Source organism: Salinivibrio sp. KP-1 (assembly GCF_000968645.1).
In the GTDB taxonomy this organism is placed as follows: Bacteria; Pseudomonadota; Gammaproteobacteria; order Enterobacterales; family Vibrionaceae; genus Salinivibrio; species Salinivibrio siamensis.
On sequence record NZ_LAQR01000048.1, the window covers coordinates 584,131 to 608,094 of the forward strand.

Annotated in this window: 21 protein-coding genes and 1 pseudogene; 15 read left to right on the forward strand and 7 right to left on the reverse strand. The window is 50.4% G+C overall.

What is annotated here, in order from left to right; all coding sequences use genetic code 11:
* The first annotated feature begins 408 nt into the window (after window positions 1–408).
* The 8 genes and pseudogenes from malT (at window position 409) to WN56_RS15985 (ending at window position 11,259) form a co-directional block, all read left to right on the forward strand.
* A complete protein-coding gene (gene malT, locus WN56_RS15950) occupies window positions 409–3,117 on the forward strand; it encodes an HTH-type transcriptional regulator MalT (RefSeq protein WP_046075904.1) in 2,709 nt (902 codons plus the stop codon).
* 190 nt (window positions 3,118–3,307) lie between these two features.
* Window positions 3,308–6,184 carry a pullulanase-type alpha-1,6-glucosidase gene (pulA, locus tag WN56_RS15955; RefSeq protein ID WP_231637472.1) on the forward strand — a complete coding sequence of 959 codons (2,877 nt, stop codon included), beginning with the start codon at window positions 3,308–3,310 and terminating at the stop codon, window positions 6,182–6,184.
* 330 nt (window positions 6,185–6,514) lie between these two features.
* Window positions 6,515–8,201 (forward strand): annotated as a pseudogene (locus tag WN56_RS17180) (PAS domain S-box protein); the annotation flags it as partial.
* A gap of 161 nt (window positions 8,202–8,362) precedes the next feature.
* A complete protein-coding gene (locus WN56_RS15965; protein ID WP_046076088.1) occupies window positions 8,363–9,292 on the forward strand; it encodes a DUF368 domain-containing protein in 930 nt (309 codons plus the stop codon).
* Window positions 9,293–9,775, forward strand: coding sequence for a hypothetical protein (locus tag WN56_RS15970; RefSeq protein WP_156146702.1), 483 nt, complete (start codon window positions 9,293–9,295; stop codon window positions 9,773–9,775).
* Window positions 9,772–10,359, forward strand: coding sequence for an SCO family protein (locus WN56_RS15975; protein WP_046075906.1), 588 nt, complete (start codon window positions 9,772–9,774; stop codon window positions 10,357–10,359). Before WN56_RS15970 ends, WN56_RS15975 begins: the two co-directional genes overlap by 4 nt.
* A 2-nt stretch (window positions 10,360–10,361) precedes the next feature.
* A complete protein-coding gene (locus WN56_RS15980; RefSeq protein ID WP_052708145.1) occupies window positions 10,362–10,838 on the forward strand; it encodes a copper chaperone PCu(A)C in 477 nt (158 codons plus the stop codon).
* 175 nt (window positions 10,839–11,013) lie between these two features.
* The gene (locus WN56_RS15985; RefSeq protein WP_046075907.1) at window positions 11,014–11,259 is read left to right on the forward strand and encodes an Lpp/OprI family alanine-zipper lipoprotein; all 246 of its coding nucleotides are present in this window, start codon (window positions 11,014–11,016) and stop codon (window positions 11,257–11,259) included.
* A 102-nt stretch (window positions 11,260–11,361) separates the two neighbouring features.
* Here the strand turns inward: WN56_RS15985 and WN56_RS15990 are convergent, their stop codons facing one another.
* Together WN56_RS15990 and WN56_RS15995 are read right to left on the reverse strand one after the other, a co-directional pair.
* Window positions 11,362–12,402 carry a L,D-transpeptidase family protein gene (locus WN56_RS15990; RefSeq protein WP_082084494.1) on the reverse strand — a complete coding sequence of 347 codons (1,041 nt, stop codon included), beginning with the start codon at window positions 12,400–12,402 and terminating at the stop codon, window positions 11,362–11,364.
* A gap of 13 nt (window positions 12,403–12,415) precedes the next feature.
* Entirely contained in the window at window positions 12,416–12,844 is a 429-nt protein-coding gene (locus tag WN56_RS15995; RefSeq protein WP_046075908.1) for a hypothetical protein, read from the reverse strand.
* A gap of 417 nt (window positions 12,845–13,261) precedes the next feature.
* Between WN56_RS15995 and WN56_RS16000 the strand changes: the two genes are divergently transcribed.
* A complete protein-coding gene (locus tag WN56_RS16000) occupies window positions 13,262–13,915 on the forward strand; it encodes a hypothetical protein (RefSeq protein ID WP_046075909.1) in 654 nt (217 codons plus the stop codon).
* Here the strand turns inward: WN56_RS16000 and WN56_RS16005 are convergent.
* Window positions 13,912–15,609, reverse strand: a complete 1,698-nt coding sequence (locus tag WN56_RS16005; protein WP_046075910.1) for an SgrR family transcriptional regulator — start codon at window positions 15,607–15,609, stop codon at window positions 13,912–13,914. The two genes, WN56_RS16000 and WN56_RS16005, sit on opposite strands and share 4 nt — an antisense overlap.
* A 208-nt stretch (window positions 15,610–15,817) precedes the next feature.
* On the opposite strand from WN56_RS16005, the gene WN56_RS16680 reads away from it, so the two are divergent.
* Complete coding sequence (locus WN56_RS16680) at window positions 15,818–16,336, forward strand: hypothetical protein (protein WP_052708146.1); 519 nt, start codon at window positions 15,818–15,820, stop codon at window positions 16,334–16,336.
* On the opposite strand, the gene WN56_RS16015 is transcribed toward WN56_RS16680, so the two are convergent.
* Complete coding sequence (locus WN56_RS16015) at window positions 16,333–16,560, reverse strand: DUF3820 family protein (protein ID WP_046075911.1); 228 nt, start codon at window positions 16,558–16,560, stop codon at window positions 16,333–16,335. The two genes, WN56_RS16680 and WN56_RS16015, sit on opposite strands and share 4 nt — an antisense overlap.
* Window positions 16,561–16,574: 14 nt before the next feature.
* The gene (locus tag WN56_RS16020) at window positions 16,575–17,114 is read right to left on the reverse strand and encodes an NUDIX hydrolase (RefSeq protein ID WP_046075912.1); all 540 of its coding nucleotides are present in this window, start codon (window positions 17,112–17,114) and stop codon (window positions 16,575–16,577) included.
* A gap of 172 nt (window positions 17,115–17,286) precedes the next feature.
* Here WN56_RS16020 and WN56_RS16025 point away from each other — a divergent pair, with 172 nt between their 5' ends.
* The 3 genes from WN56_RS16025 to WN56_RS16035 all read left to right on the forward strand — a co-directional run bounded on the left by WN56_RS16025 (window position 17,287) and on the right by WN56_RS16035 (window position 19,511).
* Entirely contained in the window at window positions 17,287–18,438 is a 1,152-nt protein-coding gene (locus WN56_RS16025) for an HD-GYP domain-containing protein (RefSeq protein WP_046075913.1), read from the forward strand.
* A 75-nt stretch (window positions 18,439–18,513) separates the two neighbouring features.
* Complete coding sequence (locus tag WN56_RS16030; RefSeq protein WP_046075914.1) at window positions 18,514–18,945, forward strand: DUF3010 family protein; 432 nt, start codon at window positions 18,514–18,516, stop codon at window positions 18,943–18,945.
* A gap of 41 nt (window positions 18,946–18,986) precedes the next feature.
* On the forward strand, window positions 18,987–19,511 hold the full coding sequence (locus WN56_RS16035; RefSeq protein WP_046075915.1) for a methylated-DNA--[protein]-cysteine S-methyltransferase: 525 nt from the start codon (window positions 18,987–18,989) through the stop codon (window positions 19,509–19,511).
* 7 nt (window positions 19,512–19,518) lie between these two features.
* On the opposite strand, the gene WN56_RS16040 is transcribed toward WN56_RS16035, so the two are convergent.
* Complete coding sequence (locus WN56_RS16040; protein WP_052708147.1) at window positions 19,519–19,947, reverse strand: GNAT family N-acetyltransferase; 429 nt, start codon at window positions 19,945–19,947, stop codon at window positions 19,519–19,521.
* A 102-nt stretch (window positions 19,948–20,049) separates the two neighbouring features.
* Window positions 20,050–20,766: a sortase-associated OmpA-like protein PdsO gene (gene pdsO / locus WN56_RS16045; RefSeq protein WP_052708148.1), complete on the reverse strand. Its 717-nt coding sequence runs from the start codon at window positions 20,764–20,766 to the stop codon at window positions 20,050–20,052.
* A gap of 201 nt (window positions 20,767–20,967) precedes the next feature.
* On the opposite strand from pdsO, the gene pdsR reads away from it, so the two are divergent.
* Both pdsR and pdsS read left to right on the forward strand, forming a co-directional pair.
* Window positions 20,968–21,666, forward strand: coding sequence for a proteobacterial dedicated sortase system response regulator (pdsR, locus tag WN56_RS16050; protein WP_046075916.1), 699 nt, complete (start codon window positions 20,968–20,970; stop codon window positions 21,664–21,666).
* The gene (gene pdsS, locus WN56_RS16055; RefSeq protein ID WP_046075917.1) at window positions 21,663–23,888 is read left to right on the forward strand and encodes a proteobacterial dedicated sortase system histidine kinase; all 2,226 of its coding nucleotides are present in this window, start codon (window positions 21,663–21,665) and stop codon (window positions 23,886–23,888) included. The genes pdsR and pdsS overlap by 4 nt, the downstream gene beginning before the upstream one ends.
* The last annotated feature ends 76 nt before the right edge of the window (window positions 23,889–23,964 follow it).

Sequence of the window (23,964 nt, forward strand, 5' to 3'; positions counted from 1 at the left end):
GGAGACCACAGGGCGTAGAGAGCCAGGTCACATAGCAATAGTGAGCCGCCTCTCATCAAATCCATGAGCAGCCCTTTATCGAGTGACCTAAGTCACGCTATGAAACAAAAAAGGGGCTACGTCCACGGTGAAAAACATCGCTTTCCTTTTGTGATTTTTGTGCGCTAACGCAAATTAAGCCCTAATAAACCGAGATGGATGTGTATCTCAATCATTAAAAAGGCCACCAATATGACGTTTAAGTGATATAAATCACAATTAAAAGGCGTAGCTGCACTAAATTGGGGCATCCGTTAAGAGATCAGGGATAGATCATAGTTTGTGCGTTTGAAGTTACATACACTGCAATCAGGACAGAGGTGCGCACCAAAAAGGTCGCACCGCATTTGCAGTGAAGGACAGTGTCTTATGTGGATCCCATCAAAGCTGACTCGGCCTGGACGGCTTTATAACGCGATATTACGCCCGCGTGTGCTCGATATTTTACAACAAGCCCCTCACTATAAGCTGGTGCTGTTTCGCTCTCCGGCCGGATATGGCAAAACCACCATGGCTGCACAATGGCTCGCGGATCAATCCAATGTCGGCTGGTTTAGCATTGATGATAGTGACAACGACAGCTTTCGCTTCATTAACTACTTACTGCAAGCGCTGCACCACGCTACCCAAGAGGGCTGCGCCAACACGATAAAGCTGGCGGAAAAACGCCAATTCTCATCACTTCGTGCGCTCTTGTCTGATGTCTTTGCTGAACTGGCAGGGTTTCATGCCACTAGCTATTTGGTGTTGGATGACTATCAGCTCATTGATAATGAGGAGATTCATGAGGCGATGCGCTTTTTCATTAAGCACATGCCAGATAATCTCACTTTGGTGGTCACCTCACGCGCCAACCCTCCACTGGGCACCGCGAATTTACGCGTACGCGACTTGATGATTGAGATCGGCAACGAGCTTCTCGCGTTCGATAACGAAGAAACGACGCGCTTTTTTAATCAACGTGTCGACGATGGCGTGGATGAATCCACGGCGAACGCATTATGCAACTACGTTGAAGGTTGGCCGTCAGCCTTGCAGCTCATTGCGATTCAAGCGCAGCACCAAAAGCGTACCCTGATGCAAAGCGCCGCGTCTTACGCTGGTTTTAACCATGCCCACCTTTGGGACTATTTGGCCGAAGAAGTGTTTGATTTGCTTGATGCTGAGACACGACAATTTCTCATGAAAGTCTCCGTATTAGAGATGTTTAATGACGAGTTGGTTTTCGCACTCACTGAACGCGAAGATGCATTGAATATGCTCGAGTCACTGAATCGTTATGGCTTGTTTATTTATCCACTTGAGGGAGATAACAACTGGTTCCGATTCCACCATCTATTCGCGGAGTTTTTGGCTCATGAGCGCCAAGCACGGATCCCTCACCAACAACAACCCTTGCATAGACAAGCCGCACTGGCATGGTTGAAGTTACAATCTCCCCATCAAGCGTTGCGTCATGCACGCTACGCCAAAGACGATGCATTGTTGGCCGATATACTCAATCAGCACGGCTGGCGTATGTTTAATCGTGGTGAATTGTCGACACTAGAAGCCGCGATTATCAAACTCAGTGACGAGCTTTTATACCAATACCCAAATTTAAGCCTGCTACGTGCTTGGTTAGCCCAAAGTCAGCACAGGTATCATGAAGTTGGCGAACTTTTATCCAGTGCAGAAAAAGCCTATCAAACCCGACAAATCCCACTTGATATCGATTACCAAGGCAATGCCAATGCGTTGCTCGCCCAAGTGGCCATTAACGCGAATAATCCTGAGCAGGCGATGCAGCTGGCAGAAAAAGCGCTCGAGCAACTCGATAGCGCCAATTACCGCGGTCGCATTGTCGCTACCTCGGTTGTGGGAGAAGTGAATCATGTGCTCGGTGAGCTGGATCGCGCCTTATCCATGATGCAACAAACCGAGAAATTAGCGCGGCAACATCAAGTTTACCATCAAGCACTTTGGGCGATTTTACAACAAAGTGAGATCTTACTTGCGCAAGGCTATGTGCAAGCCGCGTTTGAGTTGCTCGACAGCGCCGATCAGCTCATTGAGGATCAACAACTGCATCAAGTTCCTCTCCACGAGTTTGCCTTACGTCTCCGTGCCCAAATCTTATGGTGTTGGAACCGGCTTGATGAAGCCGAAGCTTGCGCCTACAAAGGACTGCAGGTTTTAGAAAATCAGCCACCGAGCAAGCATTTGCATAGTTACTCCATGCTCGCACGCGTAGCCGTTAGCCGCGGCGAGTTAGACAAAGCGGCAAAAAGCATTGAGCATATTGAACACCTTTTGCGCGAGTCTGTTTATCACGTTGATTGGACCGCCAATGCATCATTGTCGCTGTTACTCTATTGGCAAGCCAAAAATGAACTCACCAACATGGACGAGTGGTTACACCAAGCCACTCGCCCCGCTACCGCCTGCAACCACTTTAGTCAGCTTCAGTGGAGAAACATTGCCCGTGCGCATCTGCATTTGGGTCAGTATGACCAAGCACGTCAAGCGGTTGATTTTCTGCGCCGCGAAGCAAACAAAGCCAACTTGGTGACCGATAAAAACCGCAATTTGATTGTTGAAGCCGTCCTTGCCAGCAAAGAGCAAGAGACAGAATATGCCAAAAGCCTCTTGCAAGATGCGCTGATCCTCACCAATCAAACCGGCATGATGGGTAACTTTTTGATTGAGGGCGAGGCGCTCTCCCCGCTCCTGCATGCGTTAATTGAACAACACGCACTCGGCGCCCTCGAACGCCACCGTGCGCAGCAACTCCTCAAGGAAATTGCGAGCCATCAACGCTCTCGTTCAACGCACTTTGATGAAGCCTTTGTCGAAAAGCTGGTCAACCACCCTAACGTGCCAGAGCTCGTGCGAACCAGCTCATTGACACAACGCGAGTGGCAAGTGCTCGGCTTAATTTATTCAGGCTTCAGTAACGAGCAAATCGCCCATGAGTTGGATGTCGCGGGAACAACGATCAAAACCCATATTCGTAATTTATATCAAAAGCTCAATATCGCTAACCGCAAAGAAGCGGTCGTCACCGCCGAAAACCTTTTACAACTTATGGGGAATTAGTCAACCCTGTCTACGCCCTCAGGCTTTTCTGGGGGCGTAGAGGCCTCGCGCTCTCCCCCTACCTTTCGTGATACTTTGCTGAATTTCATCATCTTTTTTGTAATGACACGCTGAATTTTAACCCGATCACGCATGGTAGATGCCCTCCTTGAGTAAGCTGCGCTCAGTATTGATAAATGAGGAAAGATCAATGAAGCGCACTCACCTTTTGCAACCACTCGGCACACCGGTCGCCGTTGCAGCTACCATAGCGTTAGCGGGTTGCAATATCGAAAACGACCCCAATTTGCCCCCTAGAGATGCGGGCACTAGCGATGCCAGTGTGCTATTTGCTGACGCCGATACCCTGCTCACTCATCAAACCAACGCCACCTCGCTCACCTTGTATTACTCCGCTGATGGCACGATGCGCTATAACCCGGACACGCAGCAAGTGGAAAACGCCACTGCGAGTGTCGAATCCACCCTTGCCACCCGCGATAATTGGCAGACATCGTTTCCCCATTTGCAAGGCGACGTTAAAGGGTTCGACTTTGACTTTGTTAGCGCCAATATTGCCCTGAAGCAGTGGCTCAAAGGACAAATTCTCGCCATCGCCAAAGACGGCGACACCGTACTAACCGCAACCGATGTGCAACCGGCGCGGGCGCTTGATGCCTTGTATGCCGAACACGCCGAAAAACTTACCTATGGTGCCATCCCTGACGCGGGACACACTGAATTTCGTCTTTGGGCTCCCACCGCACAGCAAGTCTCGCTAGTGCTCTATCAATCGGGGAGCGAACAAAACGCGCCAAAGCAGCGCCAAACACCCATTAAAATGGACTTCGACGCCAACTCAGGAAGCTGGCATGTTGCCACCACCGCGCTGAATCATGGCGACTATTACCGCTATCAACTATCGGTCTATCACCCAACCACACATCGTATCGAGCGTCTCGAAGTCACTGACCCTTACTCACATAGCTTATCGACCAACTCTAGCTATTCACAGGTGGTGGATCTAAATGCGCCCGCGCTTAAACCCAGTGGCTGGGATACGCTGAGTGCACCTTACTCGCAGCAAAACCCTGCCAACAGCGTGATTTATGAGGCGCACGTGCGTGATTTTTCCGCGCTCGATCAATCCACACCAGACAATCTGCGCGGTAAGTATCTGGCTTTTACCCAAAATAGCACCGCCCCGGTCAATCACTTAAAAGCGCTTTCTCAATCCGGCGTTACCCACTTACACCTGCTCCCCGTGTTTGATATTGCCTCCATCAACGAAGACACGGCGCAGCGTATCGATTTAACCGATCGTTTCTCCACGCTATGTGACAAAGCACCTTCGCTGAAAGAGACGCCAAGGCTGGCGAGTGAGTGCGACAACAATCAAACCATCCAAGCGGTATTAATGGATTTAGCCACCCAAGACAGCGCTGACACTCCCTATGTGCAAACGGTGATAGCAGCGATGCGTCAACACGACAGCTTTAACTGGGGTTACGATCCTTTCCATTACACCGTGCCCGAAGGCAGTTATGCGACCGAGCCTGAAGGCACCGCGCGTATCCTCGAGTTTCGTAAAATGGTCATGGCAATTAAACAGAATATCGGCATGAATGTGGTAATGGACGTGGTCTACAACCACACCCACCAAGCAGGCTTAGGGACCTATTCTGTGCTGGATAAAGTCGTGCCTTGGTATTATCAGCGCCTTAACCCCGTCACTGGGGACGTTGAGCAATCCACTTGCTGCTCAAACACCGCGCCTGAGCATCGCATGTTTGCCAAGCTGATCGATGACTCGATTGCCACCTGGGTGAAAGACTACAAAATCGATGCCTTCCGTTGGGATTTGATGGGTCATCATCCGCTGGCCCAGATCGAGCACACACTTGCCGTTGCCCGCGCCATCAACCCAGATGTGTATTTCTATGGTGAAGGTTGGAACTTCGGTGAAGTCGCCAACGATCGCCAGTTTGTCCAAGCTACCCAAACAAACCTTGCAGGCACAGGCATTGGCTCGTTTTCTGACCGACTTCGGGATGCGGTTCGCGGCGGCGGTCCATTCGATGGTGGCGAGTACCTACGCAAAAACCAAGGCTTTGGTAATGGTCAATGGGTCGCCCCCAATGATTTACAACAGCAAAACAGCGGGGAAAGAGCCGGTGCCCTGCATAATGCCGATCTCGTTCGTTTGGGTATGGCGGGTAACTTAAAAGATTTTCAGTTACAGATTGCCAATGGTGATGTCGTGCGCGGTGACGAGGTCGATTACAACGGTCAACCGGCTGGCTACGCAAAAGATGCTTGGGAGGTTCAAAACTATGTCTCCAAGCATGACAACCAAACCTTGTGGGATAACAATCAATACAAATTCCCTTACGCCATGCCGCTCGAGACACGCGTTCGTGCCCAAGCCGTGTCACTCTCAACGGCACTGCTGGGACAAGGGGTGCCTTTTATTCACATGGGCAGCGAACTGCTTCGTTCAAAATCCATGCAGCGTGACTCCTACGACTCAGGCGATTGGTATAACCGCGTCGACTTTACTCAACAAACCACGCAGTGGGATAAAGGGCTGCCACGTGAAGATAAAGACGGCGACAACTGGCCAATGATTGAAACCGTGATTGCCAACCACAACAGCGAGGCCAAACCAACACCGCAGGCAATCAGCAACATGGACAGTTACTTTAATGAGCTGGTGGCGCTGCGCACTTCATCTGGGCTGTTCCACTTAGGCCAAGGCAGCGTGATCAACCAACGTGTCAGCTTTCACAACACGGGCGCCTCACAAATCCCCGGGCTGATTGTGATGCTGCTTGATAACAGTGGCAGTCTGCACGACAGCAATATTGATGCGACGCGTGATGGAATTATCGTCGCGATCAATGCCTCAGGCACGGCCGTCAATGACTTTGCCAACATCGACGCCACCGGCTATCAGCTTCACAGCTTGCAAGCCAATGCGGGCAACGGCTCGATCGCTTATAACCAACAGGCCGCTCACGTAACCAACGGTAAACTCACCATCCCCGCGTGGTCCGTCGCCGTATTCGAGAAACCTCATCAACCTTAACCATCATTTGGGGGAGTGCTGCTTCCCCGTTTCACTTGCCGCCCGGACATCTACCCGTAGCACAATCCTCATCGACCGCGTCCCCCCATTAAAAGGCCGTTAATTACACTAGTTTTATGGCCCGCGCTCGCGTTATTTATAGTGATATCAACGCTTGAATACGCTTTGACAGTATTTCCTCGTTTTTTGTGTTGCTATTGGCATAAACGCTGATCGGTTCACTCAACACCCGAGTACAGGATGTGGTACGGTATTTCTCTCTAATTGGAACTGATATCACACTAATCAATAGCCATTGATGAGTGTGAGCGGTCAACAAGGAATAAGTTAATGTTAAAAGATTTGGTCGTTGATGGGCGTTATAAAAAAACACTGGATCAGTCGATACACGCTATCGTGACCATCGACGAAAAAAATGACGTCATCTATTTCAACGATGCTGCGGAATCACTGTGGGGCTATCAGCGCAATGAAGTATTGGGTAACAACGTCAAAATGCTGGTTCCAGAAGAAATTCGGGGCAGTCATGACGGGTTCATTAATCATCACCGGATGACCCAAGAAAATCGCATCGTCGGAACCTCTCGCGATGTGCAATTAGAGCGAAAAGATGGCTCTCATGTATGGGTCAATATCTCGTTGAACCACATTAAACATGCTGGCAAATCTACTTACACCGCGTTTGTTCACGATATTTCTGCACAAAAACAAGCTCAAGAAATAGTCAACCAAACGCTCGAACAAGCATTGGATGCCGTGGTGACCATTGACGGTAATAACATTATCACCTTCGCCAACCGCTCTGCGGAGCGCTTGTGGGGATACACACGTGAAGAGATGTTAGGGAACAATGTCAAAATGCTGGTGCCAGAGCAACACCGCCATGAGCACGATGAATTGGTCAACAAAAACCGCCGGACTGGCATCAATAAAATTGTGGGTTCAACGCGGGAAGTGCCCGTTGTGCGCAAAGATGGTGAGCACCGTTGGGGCAGCTTTTCGATCTCGAAAATTGAACTCGACAACGAAATCCAATACACCGCGTTTGTCAAAGACGTCACAGAAGAAGTTGAGCGTCGGGAAGAGTTCAAAATGCTATCGATGGTGGCGGATGAGACAGATAATTCAGTCATCATTACCGATGCCGATGGCTATACTCGTTATGTTAACCAAGGGTTTGAAAAACTCACCGGGTATACCATGTCGGAAATGCGCGGCAAAAAACCAGGTACCATGCTTCAAGGGCCAGGGACTAACACCGAAACAGTCTCGAAAATTTCACAGAAACTAAAAAACCGCGAACCCTTTTACGACGAGCTCCTTAATTATAACAAGCAGGGTGATGCCTATTGGATTTCTGTTTCTATCAATCCAATTTTTGATGACAACGGGCACTTATCTAGCTTTATTTCCATTCAAGCTGATATCACCGAAGCCAAGCAACGCTCATTGGAAGCAGAAAGACGCTTCGAAGCCATCAGTGTTAGCAACGGGATTATGCAATGGCGGCTTGATGGTAAACCTGATTCATTTAACTCGTATATGCTCGACCACTTGCGCGCAGAAACAGCATCAAACTCAGAAATTCTAAGCAACAACCTTAAGAATAAGCTCGGAGAGTCGGCATTTAGTGATGTGCTATCGGGTCAACAAATAAAAGAAGTACTGCCGTTTACCGCTGCAGACGGAAGCGAACGCCGTTTCGATACTGTCGTCGCCCCCATTTTTGACTCCGAAGGAAACCCCGTTTACCTCGTATCCTACGGCATTGATGTGACCAATAGAGCTCAAGCGGTTGATGTCACCGAGAAGGAGATGACAAAAGTCGAAGCATCTAGCAGCGAGATACAACAAATTATTGGTGTAATAAACGGCATCGCCGAACAAACAAACTTACTCGCGCTCAACGCGGCGATTGAAGCAGCTCGTGCCGGTGAGTCGGGCCGAGGTTTTGCCGTGGTCGCCGATGAGGTACGACAATTGGCACAACGCTCGGGAGAGTCTGCAGCAGAGATCCGCCGGCTAGTCGACCAAACCAACGAGCGCGTTCGCGCATTAGCCGATGCACTTCAAAATTTAAATGGCGAAGACGACTAGTCGTCCTAGCATAAGGAGGCCTATCACTCACCATTCATATCGGTATAATGCGCGTCTCAGCTTTTATCGATGAATGGCATTATGATCAAGAACCTGGTCTCAACTTACCTCAAAGGCATGGCGATGGGCGCTGCGGATGTGGTTCCTGGTGTCTCTGGCGGCACCATCGCATTTATTACTGGCATTTACACGCAGCTATTGGAGAGTATTCGGCGTATCACGCCGCGCCTTTTTGCACTGTGGCGCAAGGAAGGTTTCAAGGCGGTCTGGCAACATGTTAACGGTACCTTTCTTTGTGTACTCTTGGCCGGCATTCTGACCAGCATTGCCAGTTTGGCAAAAGGGATCAGTTGGACCCTCACCCATCATCCAATCCCTCTGTGGTCGTTTTTCTTCGGCTTGATCATCGCCTCAGCGTTGCATATTGCCAAACAGTTGCCCGCCCCCAAGGTTCGGCCTAAAACGGTTCTCGCCGTACTGTTAGGGATTGGGTTTGCCTACTGGATTACCATTGCTAACCCGCTGCAGCTCACCGCGGGTCCGCTCACCGTCTTTCTCGCCGGTGCCATCGCGATTTGCGCCATGATTTTGCCGGGGATCTCTGGCAGTTTTATCCTACTATTGCTGGGAATGTACAGCCCCATTCTGGATGCGGTTCACCAAGCGCAATTCGGCTTATTAGGATTGTTCGCTGTCGGCGCAGTAACTGGCTTACTGACGTTTTCGCACCTATTGTCCTGGCTGCTGCGCCGCTATTATGCACTGACGCTCGCGTTTCTCACCGGTCTGATGTTGGGCACATTGGGCAAAATTTGGCCTTGGAAACACACACTCACATGGCGTACAAATTCATCCGGTGAACAAGTCCCCCTCGTGCAAGATAACCTTTTACCCGGCGCCTACGAGGCAATCGTGGGACACTCGGCACAAGTTGGCTTGGCTATCGTTGCCATGATAGGTGGCTTTGTGCTGGTATTATTGCTGGAGCGTTTCTCGCCTGAGCAGGAATAGATGATGAATGAACCCTCCTCACGGCTCGCCGTGAGTCACCCCTTAATAATCACCGCCAGTATTGCGATGCTGGCAGTGATAGCTTTTTTTCTCCCCTCGTGGCTGTCTGGCTTTTTCTCGACCGCCTCGAGTACAACTATCGCGCCAGCCGCCTACTGCTCGCTCAATCAGCAAACGTGCCAATACGAGGGCTATCAAGCTCGCTTGGGCAATCCGGATGTTCATCCACTACACGCCAATACCCTCACTGTCACCGCCCCCCAAGCGCTTAACACGGATACATTGCTCGTTAAGCTCAAAGGTGTCGAAATGAACATGGGTGAATATCGGCTGGTGCTTAAACAAACCGATAAACTGACTTATCAAGGGCAACTGATGCTGCCCGTTTGCACCGAAGACAGCATGACCTGGGCGGGAAACATTACCCTAAATGCTGACGCAAACACACTGTTCCCCATTAAAGTACGCATGGAGCGACTATGAGTAAGAAAGCTTGGCTTGTCGCCATTATTGCCGTTTGTTTTGGCTTAGGTGGTCGCGCGCTATTTGATAACTATCAAACGTCACAAAAACAGGCTCAAGCAGGGGCATTACAATCACAAGGGCAACCGTTCAATCTTTACAATACCGATGACCCACGTCCACGTATTGTGTATTTCGGCTATACCCATTGTCCTGATGTTTGTCCCACTTCGCTCGCCGTGTTATCTGCCGCGTTAAAATCGCTCCCTGAGTCGACACGAAACGCGGTGGCGCCAATCTTTATCACCCTCGACCCAAAGCGTGATACAAGCGAAAAAGCGGCGGAGTACGCGCATTTTTTCCATCCGGCCATCACCGGTGTCAGTGGTTCTGAGGCGCAAATTGCGCAGCTGGCAAAACGCTACGGTGTGTTGTATCGCATCACCGAGCTGGAAGACTCCGCCATGGACTATGCCGTTGACCATAGCTCCTTTTTTTATTTTCTTTCACCGAACGGTGAACTCGTAGAGAAAGTCCCTCACACCTTAAACCCTGAAATGCTGATCGCAGCGATTGAACGGGTGACTGATCAAAATAAGGAATAACAATGACATCATTCAAATCTTTTGTTGCCGCTATCGCCTTTATGGTTGCACCATTCGTGCATGCCCATGGTGAGTTTTTTATTCATGATGCCTATGCGCGGGCCACTGCACCAGGCGCACCAAATAGCGCCGCTTTCATGGTTCTCGATAATCAAAGCAAGGTGCTAAAACGGGTAGTGAGTGCGAGCACGCCGGCAGCGAAACGGGTAGAGTTGCATGAGCATGCTATGGTGGATGGCATGATGGAAATGCGACAAATTGCGCAAATCCTGGTGCCTGAAGGCGAGCAAGTGACCCTAAAGCCAGGTGGCCTACATGTAATGTTGTTTGATCTGACTCAGCCACTCAAAGTAGGCGAGCACATTTCATTGACATTAAACACCGCGGACGGTCATTCACTCACCAAGCAGATCCCAGTGAAATCGGTCATGGCGGGCATGAAACATCACAACAAAGAGATGCACGCAAACCACGAATAAGCACAATATCGGATACCTCTTACCTCGCTAAGTGTTAACTCGGTCAAGCTCTGCTATTTAAGTAAAGGATTATCCAGCAAAAATGCGTTTAAGCGTCTAAGGTTGACAATAGTCGCGTGGATGCGTGACCCTAATGACACGATTGCTATGACAAACAACAATAGCGAGGTTATTTATGAAAATCCGTCCAATGGCGCTAGCTGCCGTCGCATCGAGCATGTTGCTCGTCGGTTGTACCAGCAACACAGCGTTACAGCAAAGCGTTGATGATTTATCAGCGAAAGTCGATGCATTATCGAATGATGTATCTATGATGAAAAGCGACGTGAGCGATACCAAAGATACCTCTCAAATGGCATATGACGAAGCAAAACGTGCCAATAAGCGCATTGATAATATGGCGCAGTCTTACACGAAATAGCGTATCGATTAAAGCACCGATTACTCGCTGAACAAACAATGAATAACGGCGCGCGATGCGCCGTTTTTTTATGCTGTGATCTTATCCGCCTTATCCGGACTTTTACTGCTCAGATCGCGTCATTTGCTTAGCATCTACGTCCACACGCTCTAGACGCTGCCAGGCTTTCAACTGTGCTGGGGTCAGTGTAGCGATCTCTGTCGGCACGCCTTCTTGGACAGATAACGCCGCTCGGTAGCGCCGAGGTGACAGTTCCAGCCGCGCTAAAATCGCTAACACCTGAGGATCAGGCTCAACCGATAAACGCGCTTTGGTCTCTTTTTCATTTTTTGACAAAGGACGATGCGCCTCTACCATCACTCGCCCATCAGGCTCAACGCTTAGCTTCGCGGGTTGATTGATAATTCTAACCGGGGTGTGGACATCCACTTGCTCAAACAGCCATGCTACATCGTCAGGTCGAAGCCGGATACAGCCAGCACTGACTCGCAGCCCAATACCAAACGACTTGTTAGTGCCATGAATCAAATACTCACCGTTACCGAAGCCCAACCTTAGCGCATGCTCACCTAAAGGATTGTTTGGCCCTGCTGGCACCACATCAGGCAAAATGATGCCGCGCTGTTTTTTATATTCCTCACGAATGCTCTGCGGTGGCGTCCAAGTCGGATGTTCGCGCTTTTGGCTAATATAGGTGTTCATTGTGGGGGTTTCGCGACCCACTCTACCGATCCCGATGGGAAACACATGAACATCACGTTGCGCGTCCGCCTTTTCTCCCGTTACCTTAGCGTCTGGTTCAGGAAAATAATACAGGCGTAGTTCAGCAAGGTTAATCACTATCCCCGAGTGAGGTGGTGAGGGCAACAAGAGCTGGTTGGGTAAGCGCACCAGAGAGCCAGGCTCAGGCAAGTAGGGATCAATCCCTGGGTTGAGCGCTAAAAGCGCTAGAAACCCCATATCATAGTGTTTAGCAATGGCTTCTAAGTGCTCGCCCTCTTTGACGATGTGCGCCTCTGGATAGCCAACAAGTCGACTGCCGTCGGTGGGTAACGGATACGGGGTGGCAAATGCTGTCGGCACAGCTAACACCCAAAGTACCACACAGGCTAATAATCTCTGTATGGCATCTTTGCCTACCATCGGCCAAGAGAGGTTAGAAATAAACTCGTGCTCCAGCAGCGCCTTCAAACTCAATATCGCCTTTCTCCTCCCAATACCAAGTGGTGCCCGCTTCTGCAAATAGTTCCACATCACCCGTACCCACCGGAAGAGTCACACCGAGCCCGGCACGTGGTCCCCACTGATGCGTTGAATCATCTACCCACTGACCTCCGGCATAGACATACATAGGCGCATATTCCATCCGCCCGAGCCATTCACCCAAATTCCAAGTTCCATCGACGGCCACTCCCACCTTATCGATGCCAGCTTGAATTTTAAATTGGTTTTGCTTCAAGGTCACACCAGACATTGGCGAACCAAGGAAAACCCCCGCAGCAAGGCCATCAGCCGCGTAAGAAGAAACGGGAAATGAGGCAACAGCCAAACAGACTGCCGCACGAAGCCAAAGGTTAAAATTCATGGTATTCCGTTGTATTACTGTGATAAGCACATGGATTAAAGCAATTTTAGTGCCAAGGTTATAAAGCCATAAAACAGGGCTAGGTTTCCCTCTGAGCTAGGCAGGCAAGGCAAGAATACGGTGATCACTCGCGTTACGAGGTGAACGCATCACCAAGCACCCACAGAAAGAGGCAATAATCTGCCAATACGGAAAGGTACAAAGCGTACAAACCATGCCGCTTTAATCGGTCACAACATGACAACGATCGCCGCTCGCCCGCCCATCGATGAGAAAGTGCGCACAAAGTAGCGTTTCTCCCTGATTTATTGGGCGATTTAAGTGATATACTGCATACTTTAGTCTGTGCGCCTTTATGAGTATGCGTGACAAGGCAGCATCCGCTTTCAAGACGTTTTTGGTAGGAGTAACGGGTTTTTGTTAGATGATCTGGTCTCACTGGCACTGCGCCAGTTTCAGCAAGATTGTGTCAAATTGTGCGAGCATCACTATCCCACAGTCCACAATCGGGGAATGCGTGATCCCCACATGGGCAAAGCACTCGCACGTCGACTCATGCGGGTTCTCGAGGCGCATGATAAACCCGCAACGTTTAATTTGCTCGACGATACCCGACCACATAGCCAAACCGTCTATCAGCTACAACTTGACGGCAGCGCGATATACATACTAGCCCATCGCCTACTCAGTGGTAATAACGCCTGTCGTGATGCCTTGGTGCGTGACGTTGCTTGGCTACTGAATCATGGCATCACAAACCCTGCCGAGCCTGGGCGTGTCATTGTGGTCAGTGACCACTGGATTGATCGCACCAACGCCAGTAAGGCTGTTCCTTCTTGGTGGTTGGGACACCAACCTATCCACGCAGACGCCTATCGCGCGCAAGGAATACGCTTGACCAGCGCAACGTCGAGCCTGGCTGAGACCATCGCGCCCTTGGGTTTAACCGAGGGGCGATATCGTATCTTTCACCCTTTGTTTCGCAAAAAAGATGGCTTACCCCTGCACAAATACCTTTTGCTCACCGCCACCTTTCCGCTCGGTGTTGAAGAGGATAATAGCAGTCTTTAATGTGGTTTGTGCCACACGGCTTTGAAATCAAACCAACCCACCGCATTCGATGCCACATCTTGGAGATCTGGCGTCGCCATGACGCCCATCCAGATATGAAACAAGGGCACCATTTGATGCTCAACCAGGCGACGGGCTAAGTGCTCAGCACAGCTATCGTCTTGCGTCTCTCGCCAGCGCTGAGTATGACGCTCAATGGACTCGAGCATGGTATCTGTGCAGGCACTCAATACCAGATCATGCGTCCCTAGCCAGTTAAATAACCCCGCCTGCCCGCGTTCACCAAAGCTCATCGCCCCTAACCAGATGTCGATTTTGCGGCCATATTGACCACTAAAGTAGTCGGCGGATGACAATGCCAAGGTTTTCACTTGAATACCATCCTCAAGTAAGTGCGCGTGTATTGCCTTGGCGATAAGCGGGTATAAAGGATGATCGGATAAATACGCCACGGTCAGTGACGTTGGTGACGGAGCAACTGGCGACATGGACGAAAGACCATGATGCATCCAACCTGGCATCAGTCCATACGCATTGAACAATCGGTACTCACCCATTCCACAATGCGCCAAGCGTGGCAGTAATTGCAGCGATGACAGCTTTGCATGCAGGTATTCACGCCATGCGGGTTGCTTCGCTAATCCATCGCGACAATTCAACAACAGGTAACCAGCCCCCTGATCCATTTCTAACTTTTGACTCAGCGTGGTTTGATGGCTTGCTAATCTCTCCGGCGTCAGTGAGGTGCTGGGAGTGAGATAGCACATTGCGGCCTCATCAAACACCATAATCTGGATTTCATCGGTCAGGGCACGATAACCAAAATAATCATCAAATGCCTCGAGCACTAAGCGGTGTGGCTGTTTCTCTGCCACGCGATAAGGACCTGTCCCAATCGGTTGATAACCAAGGGATTGACTTGGATGGCGCTCAGCAGGACGAATGACCGCTTCTGGCAAGGTAAGCGCATGATCAAACCTTGAGTCGGGAGACGAAAGATGTACATCAATCATTCGCGGGCCCGGCGAGTCAACACGCGAAAGATGAGCAAAAAAACGCCGCGTAGAAAGCGCCGATAGGCTCGCTATCACATCCTGCTCGCGCATTGGCTGACCATCATGGAAGCGGACACCAGGACGAAGGTAAAATCGCCAATGTGTCGGCGACAACGCTTCCCAATGATGGGCTAAATCCGGTGTCACAATACGTTCACTACCACGATAACGCACCAAACCATTAAAAATTTGACCGACCAAGTGCTGCTCTGAGCGACGCAAAGGTTCGCGCGGATCCAGCGTCTCAAGCTGACGGTAATAGGGCAGGCGAACAATTTGCCGCCCGTTTTGCGTACTCGGCCCCATTTGTTTTTGGATTAAGGCAGCGAGTTTGGTCGAGTCATGATCAAGGCACGCCAACGCGTGATCCATTTTCCCTTGCACCAGCCAAGATGCAGCTTGCTCTTCTCGCAGTGCCATTTCACTACGCAAAAATGCCAAACGAGAGAGCTTGCCCCGCCCCACGGAAGGCTGCCACGTTAACCATCCTTGCTCTTCTAACTTACTGAGCACCATTCGCGCATTACGCCGCGTACAGACCAAAATATCCGCCACAGCTTGTAGCGTTGTATCGGTGTTTTCGCCATTGAAATGATGATAAAGGCGGGAGAACTGAGCACGAAGTCGCTGACCTGACATAAAAGAGGAACCCAACAATCACAAAAACCAGTGGAAGTATTTCCTATTTTACGCAGAACAAGGCATAGCGTCTGCTCATATCTTGATCACACGCACTCAAGCTGTGATCTCTGGCAGGCAATAATCACCGGCTTTCACGAGCAGACGTTTGTTATTCCGTCTGACTCAGTTATGATGCCTCTCTTTGTCGATAATGAGTAGGGTGTTTATGATCGCGTCGGCTATTATTTCCCATTTTGATATCAAACAACGCTGGATGGCTTGCCACGTAAAAAAAGCGCAATTCCCAACCAAGGAAAGCCTTGCGGGTTTTGATATCTATCATGCCGCTGCTCATCCCCCACACCCTTTTGACAAACCTGACGCACCAACTCATCAGCCACTCACTCTCTATTGGATCGACAATCACCCACTGATGATTCAGTATGCCAAGCTTCAGGCGCAACAGTGGCCAGAGTCTGATCGCGCCAATATGCTCGCTTACTTTGCCCAGCTTGCGCTTGAAGATGGTGTTGAAATCGCTGACGCCACGGTGTCGCTCTGTATCGGCACCCAAAACGGGGAAACCTGCGCCGCCGCCATGCGGGTCGATACGGTGTTAGACGGTCAAGCAGTCAGTGGTATTTATGATGTCGTCACCCCTGATGAGAACGCACAAGCACAACTTCTCTATGCGCTCACTCAGGAGGAGAACGGCGATGACAGGCTGTGGGTCATCGCCCGCTAGCGGGAGAGGCGCTGGTTCTTGAGAGGGCGAACCACTTCCTCAAGCCCTTCCACTTTCAGTGCCAGGCACAGCTTCATCAACTCCCCTAATTCGCCTTTCGGAAACTCGGCTTTGTTTTGGAACCACAACAGATATTCCTCTGGCAGATCAATCAACACGCGCCCAGCGTATTTGCCGAATGGCATAGGCATTGTGGCTAATTTCATAAGCTGTTGTTTATCCATCAATGCATCCCGTTTTAGGCTGTCGCATGTCGCTGTTCAAGACGTTGACTTGCAATCATTTCAAGCAACATGGTTTCACGTATCAACGATTGCCCGGCTTTGGCACTGTTCGCCATCACTGCTTTGTTATGCGCAATCGCATGATTAAGGCTCACCCACACGGGTCGCATACCATTATTGAATTCATAATGCTCAAAGGTCGGTGTACCGAGATCTCGATCAACGCGGCAGTAGAAGCAGTATGACAACATATGCATCACATCCGCACCATCTCGGTACCAAGGGCGGTACTCTTCAAAACAGCCAAATGGGGTGATATCACGGATCTGTCGTGCGCCCGTCTCTTCTCGCAGCTCACGGATCATGGCTTGCTCTGGGGTTTCGCCCGCATCCATACCGCCACCGGGGAGCGAATAATCATCATAACGTGCGGTATACATCAGCAAAATCTCATCGCCATCTAAGGCAATCGCGCGTGCTGCGTCGCGCTTAATGACGGATTTATTTTGCAGCGGCAGCACCCGCTCATCCGTATATTTGGCTATGATTTCCATTACTACTCAGATAGTCAAAAAACAAGCGCGGGAGTATAGCACAACCAAACAAGAGAGCAGAAAGGCGCTAACAGGTGCACAAAAATGAAATATGTCTCGCACCCGATACCTTAAGCCGCCCAAAAATCATTAGTATTATTGGTGATAAACACACAAGGTAGGACTGGGTACGATGCTGCAGAAAATTAGTATCCACAAGCTGACACTCGGGATGTACGTGGAACAAATAGAAACTGCCCAGTCACCCACCCGGATGACCAAACCTGGCTATGTTCGCCGTCCCGAGACAATCCAAAAACTAAAACAATGTGGTGTTAACTATGTTTGGGTAGATGCTGATCAGATCCTAGATATCAATGAAATCCAGTACAAAGGCGCACTCTATCAAGGTAAGTATGCGTCAACCGGCGCGGATATCGACAAAGCACGCGCGCTCATCGATTCGTCGAAGCAACAACTGAGTCGCTTGTTAAATGACATTTATGCCAATAAAGCCATTGATGTCGCGCCCCTTGAGGCATTGGGCAGTGACATTGTCGACAACATTTTTGAACGTCAGCACGCCATTGCTTGGATCAGTGGCATTCGTGATAAAAGTGCTTACCTGATGGAGCATTCGCTCAACGTGGCCTTTTTGTTGGTGAGTTTTGGCAGGCATCTAGGGTTTGATCACGCGACCTTGCAAGAGCTCGCCGTCGGTGGGCTGGTGCATGATATTGGTAAAGTGCTAGTTGCCGACGAAGTGCTCAATAAACCGGGAAAACTGACCGCTGAAGAGTTCGACCACATGAAACTCCACCAAGTATTTTCTCAGCCGGTACTGGATAGTATCCCTGACTTATCACAAATTGCTCGCGATGTGAGTTTAATGCATCACGAAAAACTGGATGGCACTGGTTACCCAAACGGGCTAAAAGGCGAAGCGTTACATACCATTGGCCGCATGAGTGGCATTGTCGATATTTACGATGCACTGACCGCGGATCGTTGTTACAAACGAGCGATGTCACCGTCTGAAGCCTTTAAGATCATGATGGGACTCACGCCGTTTCATTTGGATCCCAATTTATTGCGCGCCTTTATTCAGTGTATTGGCTTTTACCCCGTTGGCTCCCTCGTTGAGTTAGCGGATGGGCGCGTTGGTTTGGTATGGCAAGAAAACCTCGACGACTTGACTCGCCCTGTGGTCAAGTTGTTTTATTCAGTCCGCAGTCACCGGTTTCGTGAAGTGGAGTATATTGATCTCGCTAAGCGCCATGATTTGCGTATCGCCCGCGCCACCAGCGAGACAGCCCTTGATATCAATGTCGATGCATTTCGTTAATCCTGTGACGAGGCGAGGGCTTTTGCGTATACTGCCCTCCCTCAGTGACAATGCCTTTAAGAAAGAGAGAAAAAAATGAGAGTTTGCGCGGTTGATTTAAAAGCTAACGAAGCGAATGTTGTGTTACTCGACAGTGACAACGATCTGTTTTCGGTACCTGAGTGTCGAGCCAAGAAAATCACGCTGCCCTCGCCAGAAGCGCAAGAGAGCATTCAACATTTCCATCGTACCATGAGCAAGCTCATCGAAGACTATCAGGTGGATAAAATCATTATTCGCGAGCGCCAAACCAAAGGGAAGTTCGCGGGTAGTAGTGCCGGCTTTAAAATGGAGGCCGCCCTACAACTGATCGAAGGCGTTGACGCCGAAGTCTTCTCCTCCAGCGTGATGAAACAAACGCTAAAACGTCATCCCATCGATGTAAACTTAAAAGAGCTAGGCTTGAAGCAATTTCAGGAAAATGCCTTTCTAACCGCGTGCGCCTATTGTAATAAAGACAAAAAATAACAGTAATAAAGACAAAAAAACACGTCGAACACGGAGGTACCATGAGCAAGAAAATCTACTCTTCCCCGCTAGGGCCATTAACACTGCAGGCCAATAGCCAGGGATTAACGGCTCTGTATCTCCCTAACCGCGCACCTAATCACCTTGTTCAAGACAGTTCGCAAGACAGCGTCGCCATTCTCGATCTTGCCTGCCATCAACTGGATGAGTACTTTGCAGGTACGCGACAGACATTCTCGGTGCCACTTGCACCGCAGGGAACGGCCTTTCAACAGCGCGTATGGCAGGCGCTTCAATCCATTCCCTTTGGTGAAACGGCCAGTTACCAAGCCATCTCTCATCTTATCGGTAACCCAAAAGCCAACCAAGCCGTGGGCAGTGCGAATGGCAAGAATCCGATTTCGATTATTGTCCCCTGTCACCGGATTATTGGCCGTCAAGGTCAGTTGGTCGGCTATGGGGGTGGTTTAATCGCCAAACGCACCTTGTTGATTTGGGAGGCCACAGGCAAGTGGCCCGATTACGTCTCCAATGAGCTGACCAGCACAGACCCGGCGCTGCCTTAGTCTCCGCTCAGGCGGCAAGCGGTTTGGTCAGCCGTTCCGGGGTCAGATGAAAACCACAATGGATATAAAAGCTTTGTGCGTCATCTTTTTGGTAGCTTGGGACCACTTCAATGTGATCACATCCTTTTGCTATCAGCGCCTGCTCGGCAGCATTAAGCAGTTGACGTCCCAACGTCATATCGCGGAATGGCTCGTCAACAATAATGGTACTAATACGACCCACGTGGCCTGACAAACCTAATTGTGGGATCACTTGACAGACCACCACACCCGCCACCAAACCGCAAAGCTCGGCCACGCTCACTGACACCAAGTCCTGATTAAGTAGATGCTTGATATGCCGGTGCATCTGACGTTTGTCTATCTCATCTGACTGGCAATGGGCGCAGAGTTGGCTAATGGTTTCTATATCTTTATTAGTGGCTTGTCTTATCATTGTCGCCTTCCTTGTTTGGGTTTCCCCACCCACAGACCGCCGTTCAATCTGCCGGTGAGGTTTTATGAGTTATTACGTCGCAAAACTCGCACGTATTAGTGACTAACGCTGGGCGGTTTGCGTCCCCGACATACGGCTTACTGTCACGCGGCGGTCAAAGAAAAAGCCCTCATTCCCCGCTTGGCTATCCAGTGGCTGACTGTCTCCATACGCCACCGTGTTGAGCTGACGCGGATCGACGCCCACGGACACAAGATAATCTTTTACGGCCTGCACACGACGTTCCGATAGCGCTTGGTTATAGCCTTGACGTCCTCTTGGATCGGCATAGCCTGCGAGTTGCCATTGAGCGTTTGGCATTTGTTGAATAAATCCTGCGAGCTCATCAAGCTGGATCATAAAGTGCGGCTCAATATCAGCCGAGCTCGTGCGAAATTGAATATTCATCGCCAGCGTAAGGTCTTCCACCTGATTCTGCGCACTGCGTAACCGCGCGAGTTCAAGCTGCGCTTCATTATATTTTTGGCTGATGCGGCTCAATGATTGATTCTCATCCCGGATAGTTTGAATCGTTTCATCCTGCTCGGTGGCCAAATTTTCATAGCTGGCATTTTGCCCCATCACGGTACCAATAATGGCCCCTGCCACCGCGCCGACAGGGCCCGCCACCACCGCTCCCGCGATAGCGCCGCTTCCCATCCCGATCAACTCGGGTTGTTTATTACGTTCAACCTCACTGGCGGCCATCCCTTGTGGCGTGGCAACGGCGAACATTGAAACGGCAAATACAGAGTGAATCAGTTGTTTTTTAATATCCATCTTATCCTCGCTTACGATGAATCGTGCTGTTTGATATGGCGTTATTACAGCAAGCACTTAAGGCATTTTGCGGGAGTAAAAATGGCAATCTGGCGATCAATAGTGGCAAAAAAATGGCAATTTACGTTTCATACACGAAGAGGGTTTTCTCTGCACACAGTTTGGGTATAGTCATCACAACGCAAGTAAGAAGACAGAGTTATGAAACACATCGCGATAGTGGAAGATGAAGCGGCGATCCGAGAAAACTACGCCGATGTTATCCGCCGCCAGGGTTACCAAGTCCATACCTACCAAGACCGGCCCAGCGCGCAAGCGGCCTTTGAGCGGCAATTGCCCGATCTAGCAATCATTGATATTGGCTTAGGCAGTGAAATCGATGGTGGTTTTGCTCTTTGCCAATCCCTCCGCGCCGTGTCGGCGACGGTGCCAATTATATTCCTCACCGCCCGCGACAGTGATATTGATACCGTGGTTGGTTTGCGGATGGGCGCGGATGACTATCTCACTAAAGATGTTTCCCTCCCACACCTCATGGCACGTATCGCCGCATTATTCCGGCGCTCTGATCTTTTGGCACAAACCCCCTCAAAAGAAGATAAGCGTCTCCAATGTGGTCCTCTTTACCTCGATCTTGATCGTATGCAGGTCTATTGGCATGACCAACTGATTGATCTCACCGTGACCGAATTTTGGATGGTGCACGCCCTCGTCAAACGCCCGGGCCACGTAAAAAGTCGGCAGGCACTCATGGATGAAGCACATGCTGTGGTGGATGACAGCACCATTACCTCACACATTAAACGAATTCGTAAGAAATTCATGGTCGTTGATGAACAGTTTGATTGCATCAGTACCGTTTATGGCATGGGCTACCGTTGGGATGAGGTACCCGAATGATCGCGAAGTTACACTTGCTTGCCCGGCATTTATGGCAACACATCGCGGGTATCCGTACCAAGATTGTGGTACTTTCCAGCTTTTTGCTCCTATTGCCCTACTTGGGTTATCAATATGTGTGGGAGATGGAAAATGTTTTACGACAGGGACAAGAGCAGACTTTGATGGGTACCGCGCGCGCTTTCGCCATGGGGATGAACGACAGGCCCAGCTTGTTTTCCTATCGAGACATCCCCTCTCAACTCGACCCAGGAAAAGATCTGCACGCGTTTCGCCTCAATCATCCAATCACCTTGGACGGTGACTTAGGCGACTGGCAGCGCGATCGCCACCATCAACGCCACTATCAGCGTGATGGGCTTATTTTTAACCAAGGTCCCTACCACAGCGATCAATTGGCATTATCTGTGCTCACTGGAAGTAATGGAGATGCCGTATACTTTGGCATCACAGTGACCGATGCCAGTCCTACCCCAGCACAGCGTACCGGCGATATCACCAGCCAAGATCACATGATCTTGGCGCTCACTTCCCCCCAAGGTGCCTTTTATCGTGTTGCGCTCAGCCAAGACAGTAACAGCAATAATGCTCACATCCGTCACCTGACCAGTGGACTACCCACGTTAGCTGACAAGACCTCGACAGAAGGCCCGGCTCAGCCCCTACCTATTGCTGCAAAATGGCAACCGACAGACAAGGGTTACAGCATTGAGGTGAAACTCCCGGCAAATTGGGTCGGCCAGCAGCTGGCTCTCGCCTACTATGATCGCGGCAATGGTTTCGAGCGGCCACTCAACGCCATTATTGGCAGTGCTTCAACGCGCGCTCCCACCTCATTAGGCAGCTTTATGATGCCCTCTGCGGCTATCCAATCTTTGATTGAGCGAATGAATAACGACGCCTCGCGGGTTTGGGTAGTCGATAAGCACAGTCGCGTGCTCGCCAAAGACGGCGATATTCAAACCTCCAATGGCGTTTGGCAGCCTCAGTCGCCCTCAGACCAAACAGAGGGGTTGATCCCCTGGATAACCAACACACTACTGCGCCCCTGGTATGACCGCTTGCTCGTGACGCCACCCGATCACTTTGTCGACGCTATGCAACAAGCATCCATCTACCAAGGGGTGCAAGCACAGCAAGCATTACAGGGGCGGCCTTACGCAGGCTGGCGCAGCTCAGACGACAATCAAGCAATGATTTTATCGGCCGCTTATCCCATCTGGCTTGACGACCGTGTCGCCGGTGCCGTGATCGTCGAAGAGACGACCAATGGCATTCGCAGCTTACGTAATGAAGCGTTAGAAACCCTGTTTTCAGTCATGCTGGCGGTTATATGTACCGGCGTGCTTTTACTGCTCTTGTTTGGATCGCATATCGCTAAGCGTTTACGTCGCCTCCAGCACGAGGCCGATCATGCAATCGATAGCCAAGGCCGGGTTACCGGACATATCACCACGACACATAGCCATGATGAAATTGGTCGACTATCACGCACCATGGCCGATATGGTCAGCCGAATTGCCGGGTATAATCACTACTTGGAGGCCATGAGCTCACGGTTATCCCACGAGCTACGCACACCGATTGCCGTGGTGCGCTCCTCGCTCGAGAACATGGCCTACACCCAGGAAAACCCCGAGCAACTGACCTATATTAACCGAGCGCAGGACGGTGTTCACCGCTTAGCGGGCATTTTATCAACGTTAACCGAGGCCACACGCCTAGAACAGAGCTTTGATAACGCCGATAAAGAGATGGTGGATCTCAATGCCCTACTTGAAGGCTGTACCCAAGGCTACCAATTCGCTTATCCAGATAAGGCCTTTACCTTAAGCCTTCCCCACCACACGGTAAACGTGTTAGGTGTCCCTGATTATCTGGCACAATTACTCGACAAGCTTATCGCCAATGCGGTGGAGTTTGACAACGGCGCCGCCCCCATCTCCTTATCGCTGTCACAAAATGCGCATCAGGTCGCGATGACCGTCAGCAATAGCGGCCCATTGCTTCCCGAGCATATGCGCGAGCAATTGTTTAACTCTATGGTCAGTGTCCGCCCTGAAGGTCACGGCGCGGATAAACCGCACCTTGGCTTAGGACTGTATATTGCACGGTTGATCGCTGACTTTCATCAAGCCGATCTTGTCGCTGACAACCGGCCACAACAAGATGGAGTGACACTGTCACTTATTTGGCCCAATACACAGTTAATGACACACTGATTGATCTCAACCCTATTGGCCCCAATACTGACTAATAGTGCCCGACACTGATAAGGGCCCGCACTTTTCATGGGGT

Excerpts from the sequence above, each read along its gene's own strand:
- malT (WP_046075904.1), top strand. The coding sequence starts at position 409 with ATGTGGATCCCATCAAAGCTGACTCGGCCTGGACGGCTTTATAACGCG.
- pulA (WP_231637472.1), top strand. The coding sequence starts at position 3,308 with ATGAAGCGCACTCACCTTTTGCAACCACTCGGCACACCGGTCGCCGTT.
- WN56_RS15965 (WP_046076088.1), top strand. The coding sequence starts at position 8,363 with ATGATCAAGAACCTGGTCTCAACTTACCTCAAAGGCATGGCGATGGGC.
- WN56_RS15970 (WP_156146702.1), top strand. The coding sequence starts at position 9,293 with ATGATGAATGAACCCTCCTCACGGCTCGCCGTGAGTCACCCCTTAATA.
- WN56_RS15975 (WP_046075906.1), top strand. The coding sequence starts at position 9,772 with ATGAGTAAGAAAGCTTGGCTTGTCGCCATTATTGCCGTTTGTTTTGGC.
- WN56_RS15980 (WP_052708145.1), top strand. The coding sequence starts at position 10,362 with ATGACATCATTCAAATCTTTTGTTGCCGCTATCGCCTTTATGGTTGCA.
- WN56_RS15985 (WP_046075907.1), top strand. The coding sequence starts at position 11,014 with ATGAAAATCCGTCCAATGGCGCTAGCTGCCGTCGCATCGAGCATGTTG.
- WN56_RS15990 (WP_082084494.1), bottom strand. The coding sequence starts at position 12,402 with ATGGTAGGCAAAGATGCCATACAGAGATTATTAGCCTGTGTGGTACTT.
- WN56_RS15995 (WP_046075908.1), bottom strand. The coding sequence starts at position 12,844 with ATGAATTTTAACCTTTGGCTTCGTGCGGCAGTCTGTTTGGCTGTTGCC.
- WN56_RS16005 (WP_046075910.1), bottom strand. The coding sequence starts at position 15,609 with ATGTCAGGTCAGCGACTTCGTGCTCAGTTCTCCCGCCTTTATCATCAT.
- WN56_RS16680 (WP_052708146.1), top strand. The coding sequence starts at position 15,818 with ATGATCGCGTCGGCTATTATTTCCCATTTTGATATCAAACAACGCTGG.
- WN56_RS16015 (WP_046075911.1), bottom strand. The coding sequence starts at position 16,560 with ATGGATAAACAACAGCTTATGAAATTAGCCACAATGCCTATGCCATTC.
- WN56_RS16020 (WP_046075912.1), bottom strand. The coding sequence starts at position 17,114 with ATGGAAATCATAGCCAAATATACGGATGAGCGGGTGCTGCCGCTGCAA.
- WN56_RS16025 (WP_046075913.1), top strand. The coding sequence starts at position 17,287 with ATGCTGCAGAAAATTAGTATCCACAAGCTGACACTCGGGATGTACGTG.
- WN56_RS16030 (WP_046075914.1), top strand. The coding sequence starts at position 18,514 with ATGAGAGTTTGCGCGGTTGATTTAAAAGCTAACGAAGCGAATGTTGTG.
- WN56_RS16035 (WP_046075915.1), top strand. The coding sequence starts at position 18,987 with ATGAGCAAGAAAATCTACTCTTCCCCGCTAGGGCCATTAACACTGCAG.
- WN56_RS16040 (WP_052708147.1), bottom strand. The coding sequence starts at position 19,947 with ATGATAAGACAAGCCACTAATAAAGATATAGAAACCATTAGCCAACTC.
- pdsO (WP_052708148.1), bottom strand. The coding sequence starts at position 20,766 with ATGGATATTAAAAAACAACTGATTCACTCTGTATTTGCCGTTTCAATG.
- pdsR (WP_046075916.1), top strand. The coding sequence starts at position 20,968 with ATGAAACACATCGCGATAGTGGAAGATGAAGCGGCGATCCGAGAAAAC.
- pdsS (WP_046075917.1), top strand. The coding sequence starts at position 21,663 with ATGATCGCGAAGTTACACTTGCTTGCCCGGCATTTATGGCAACACATC.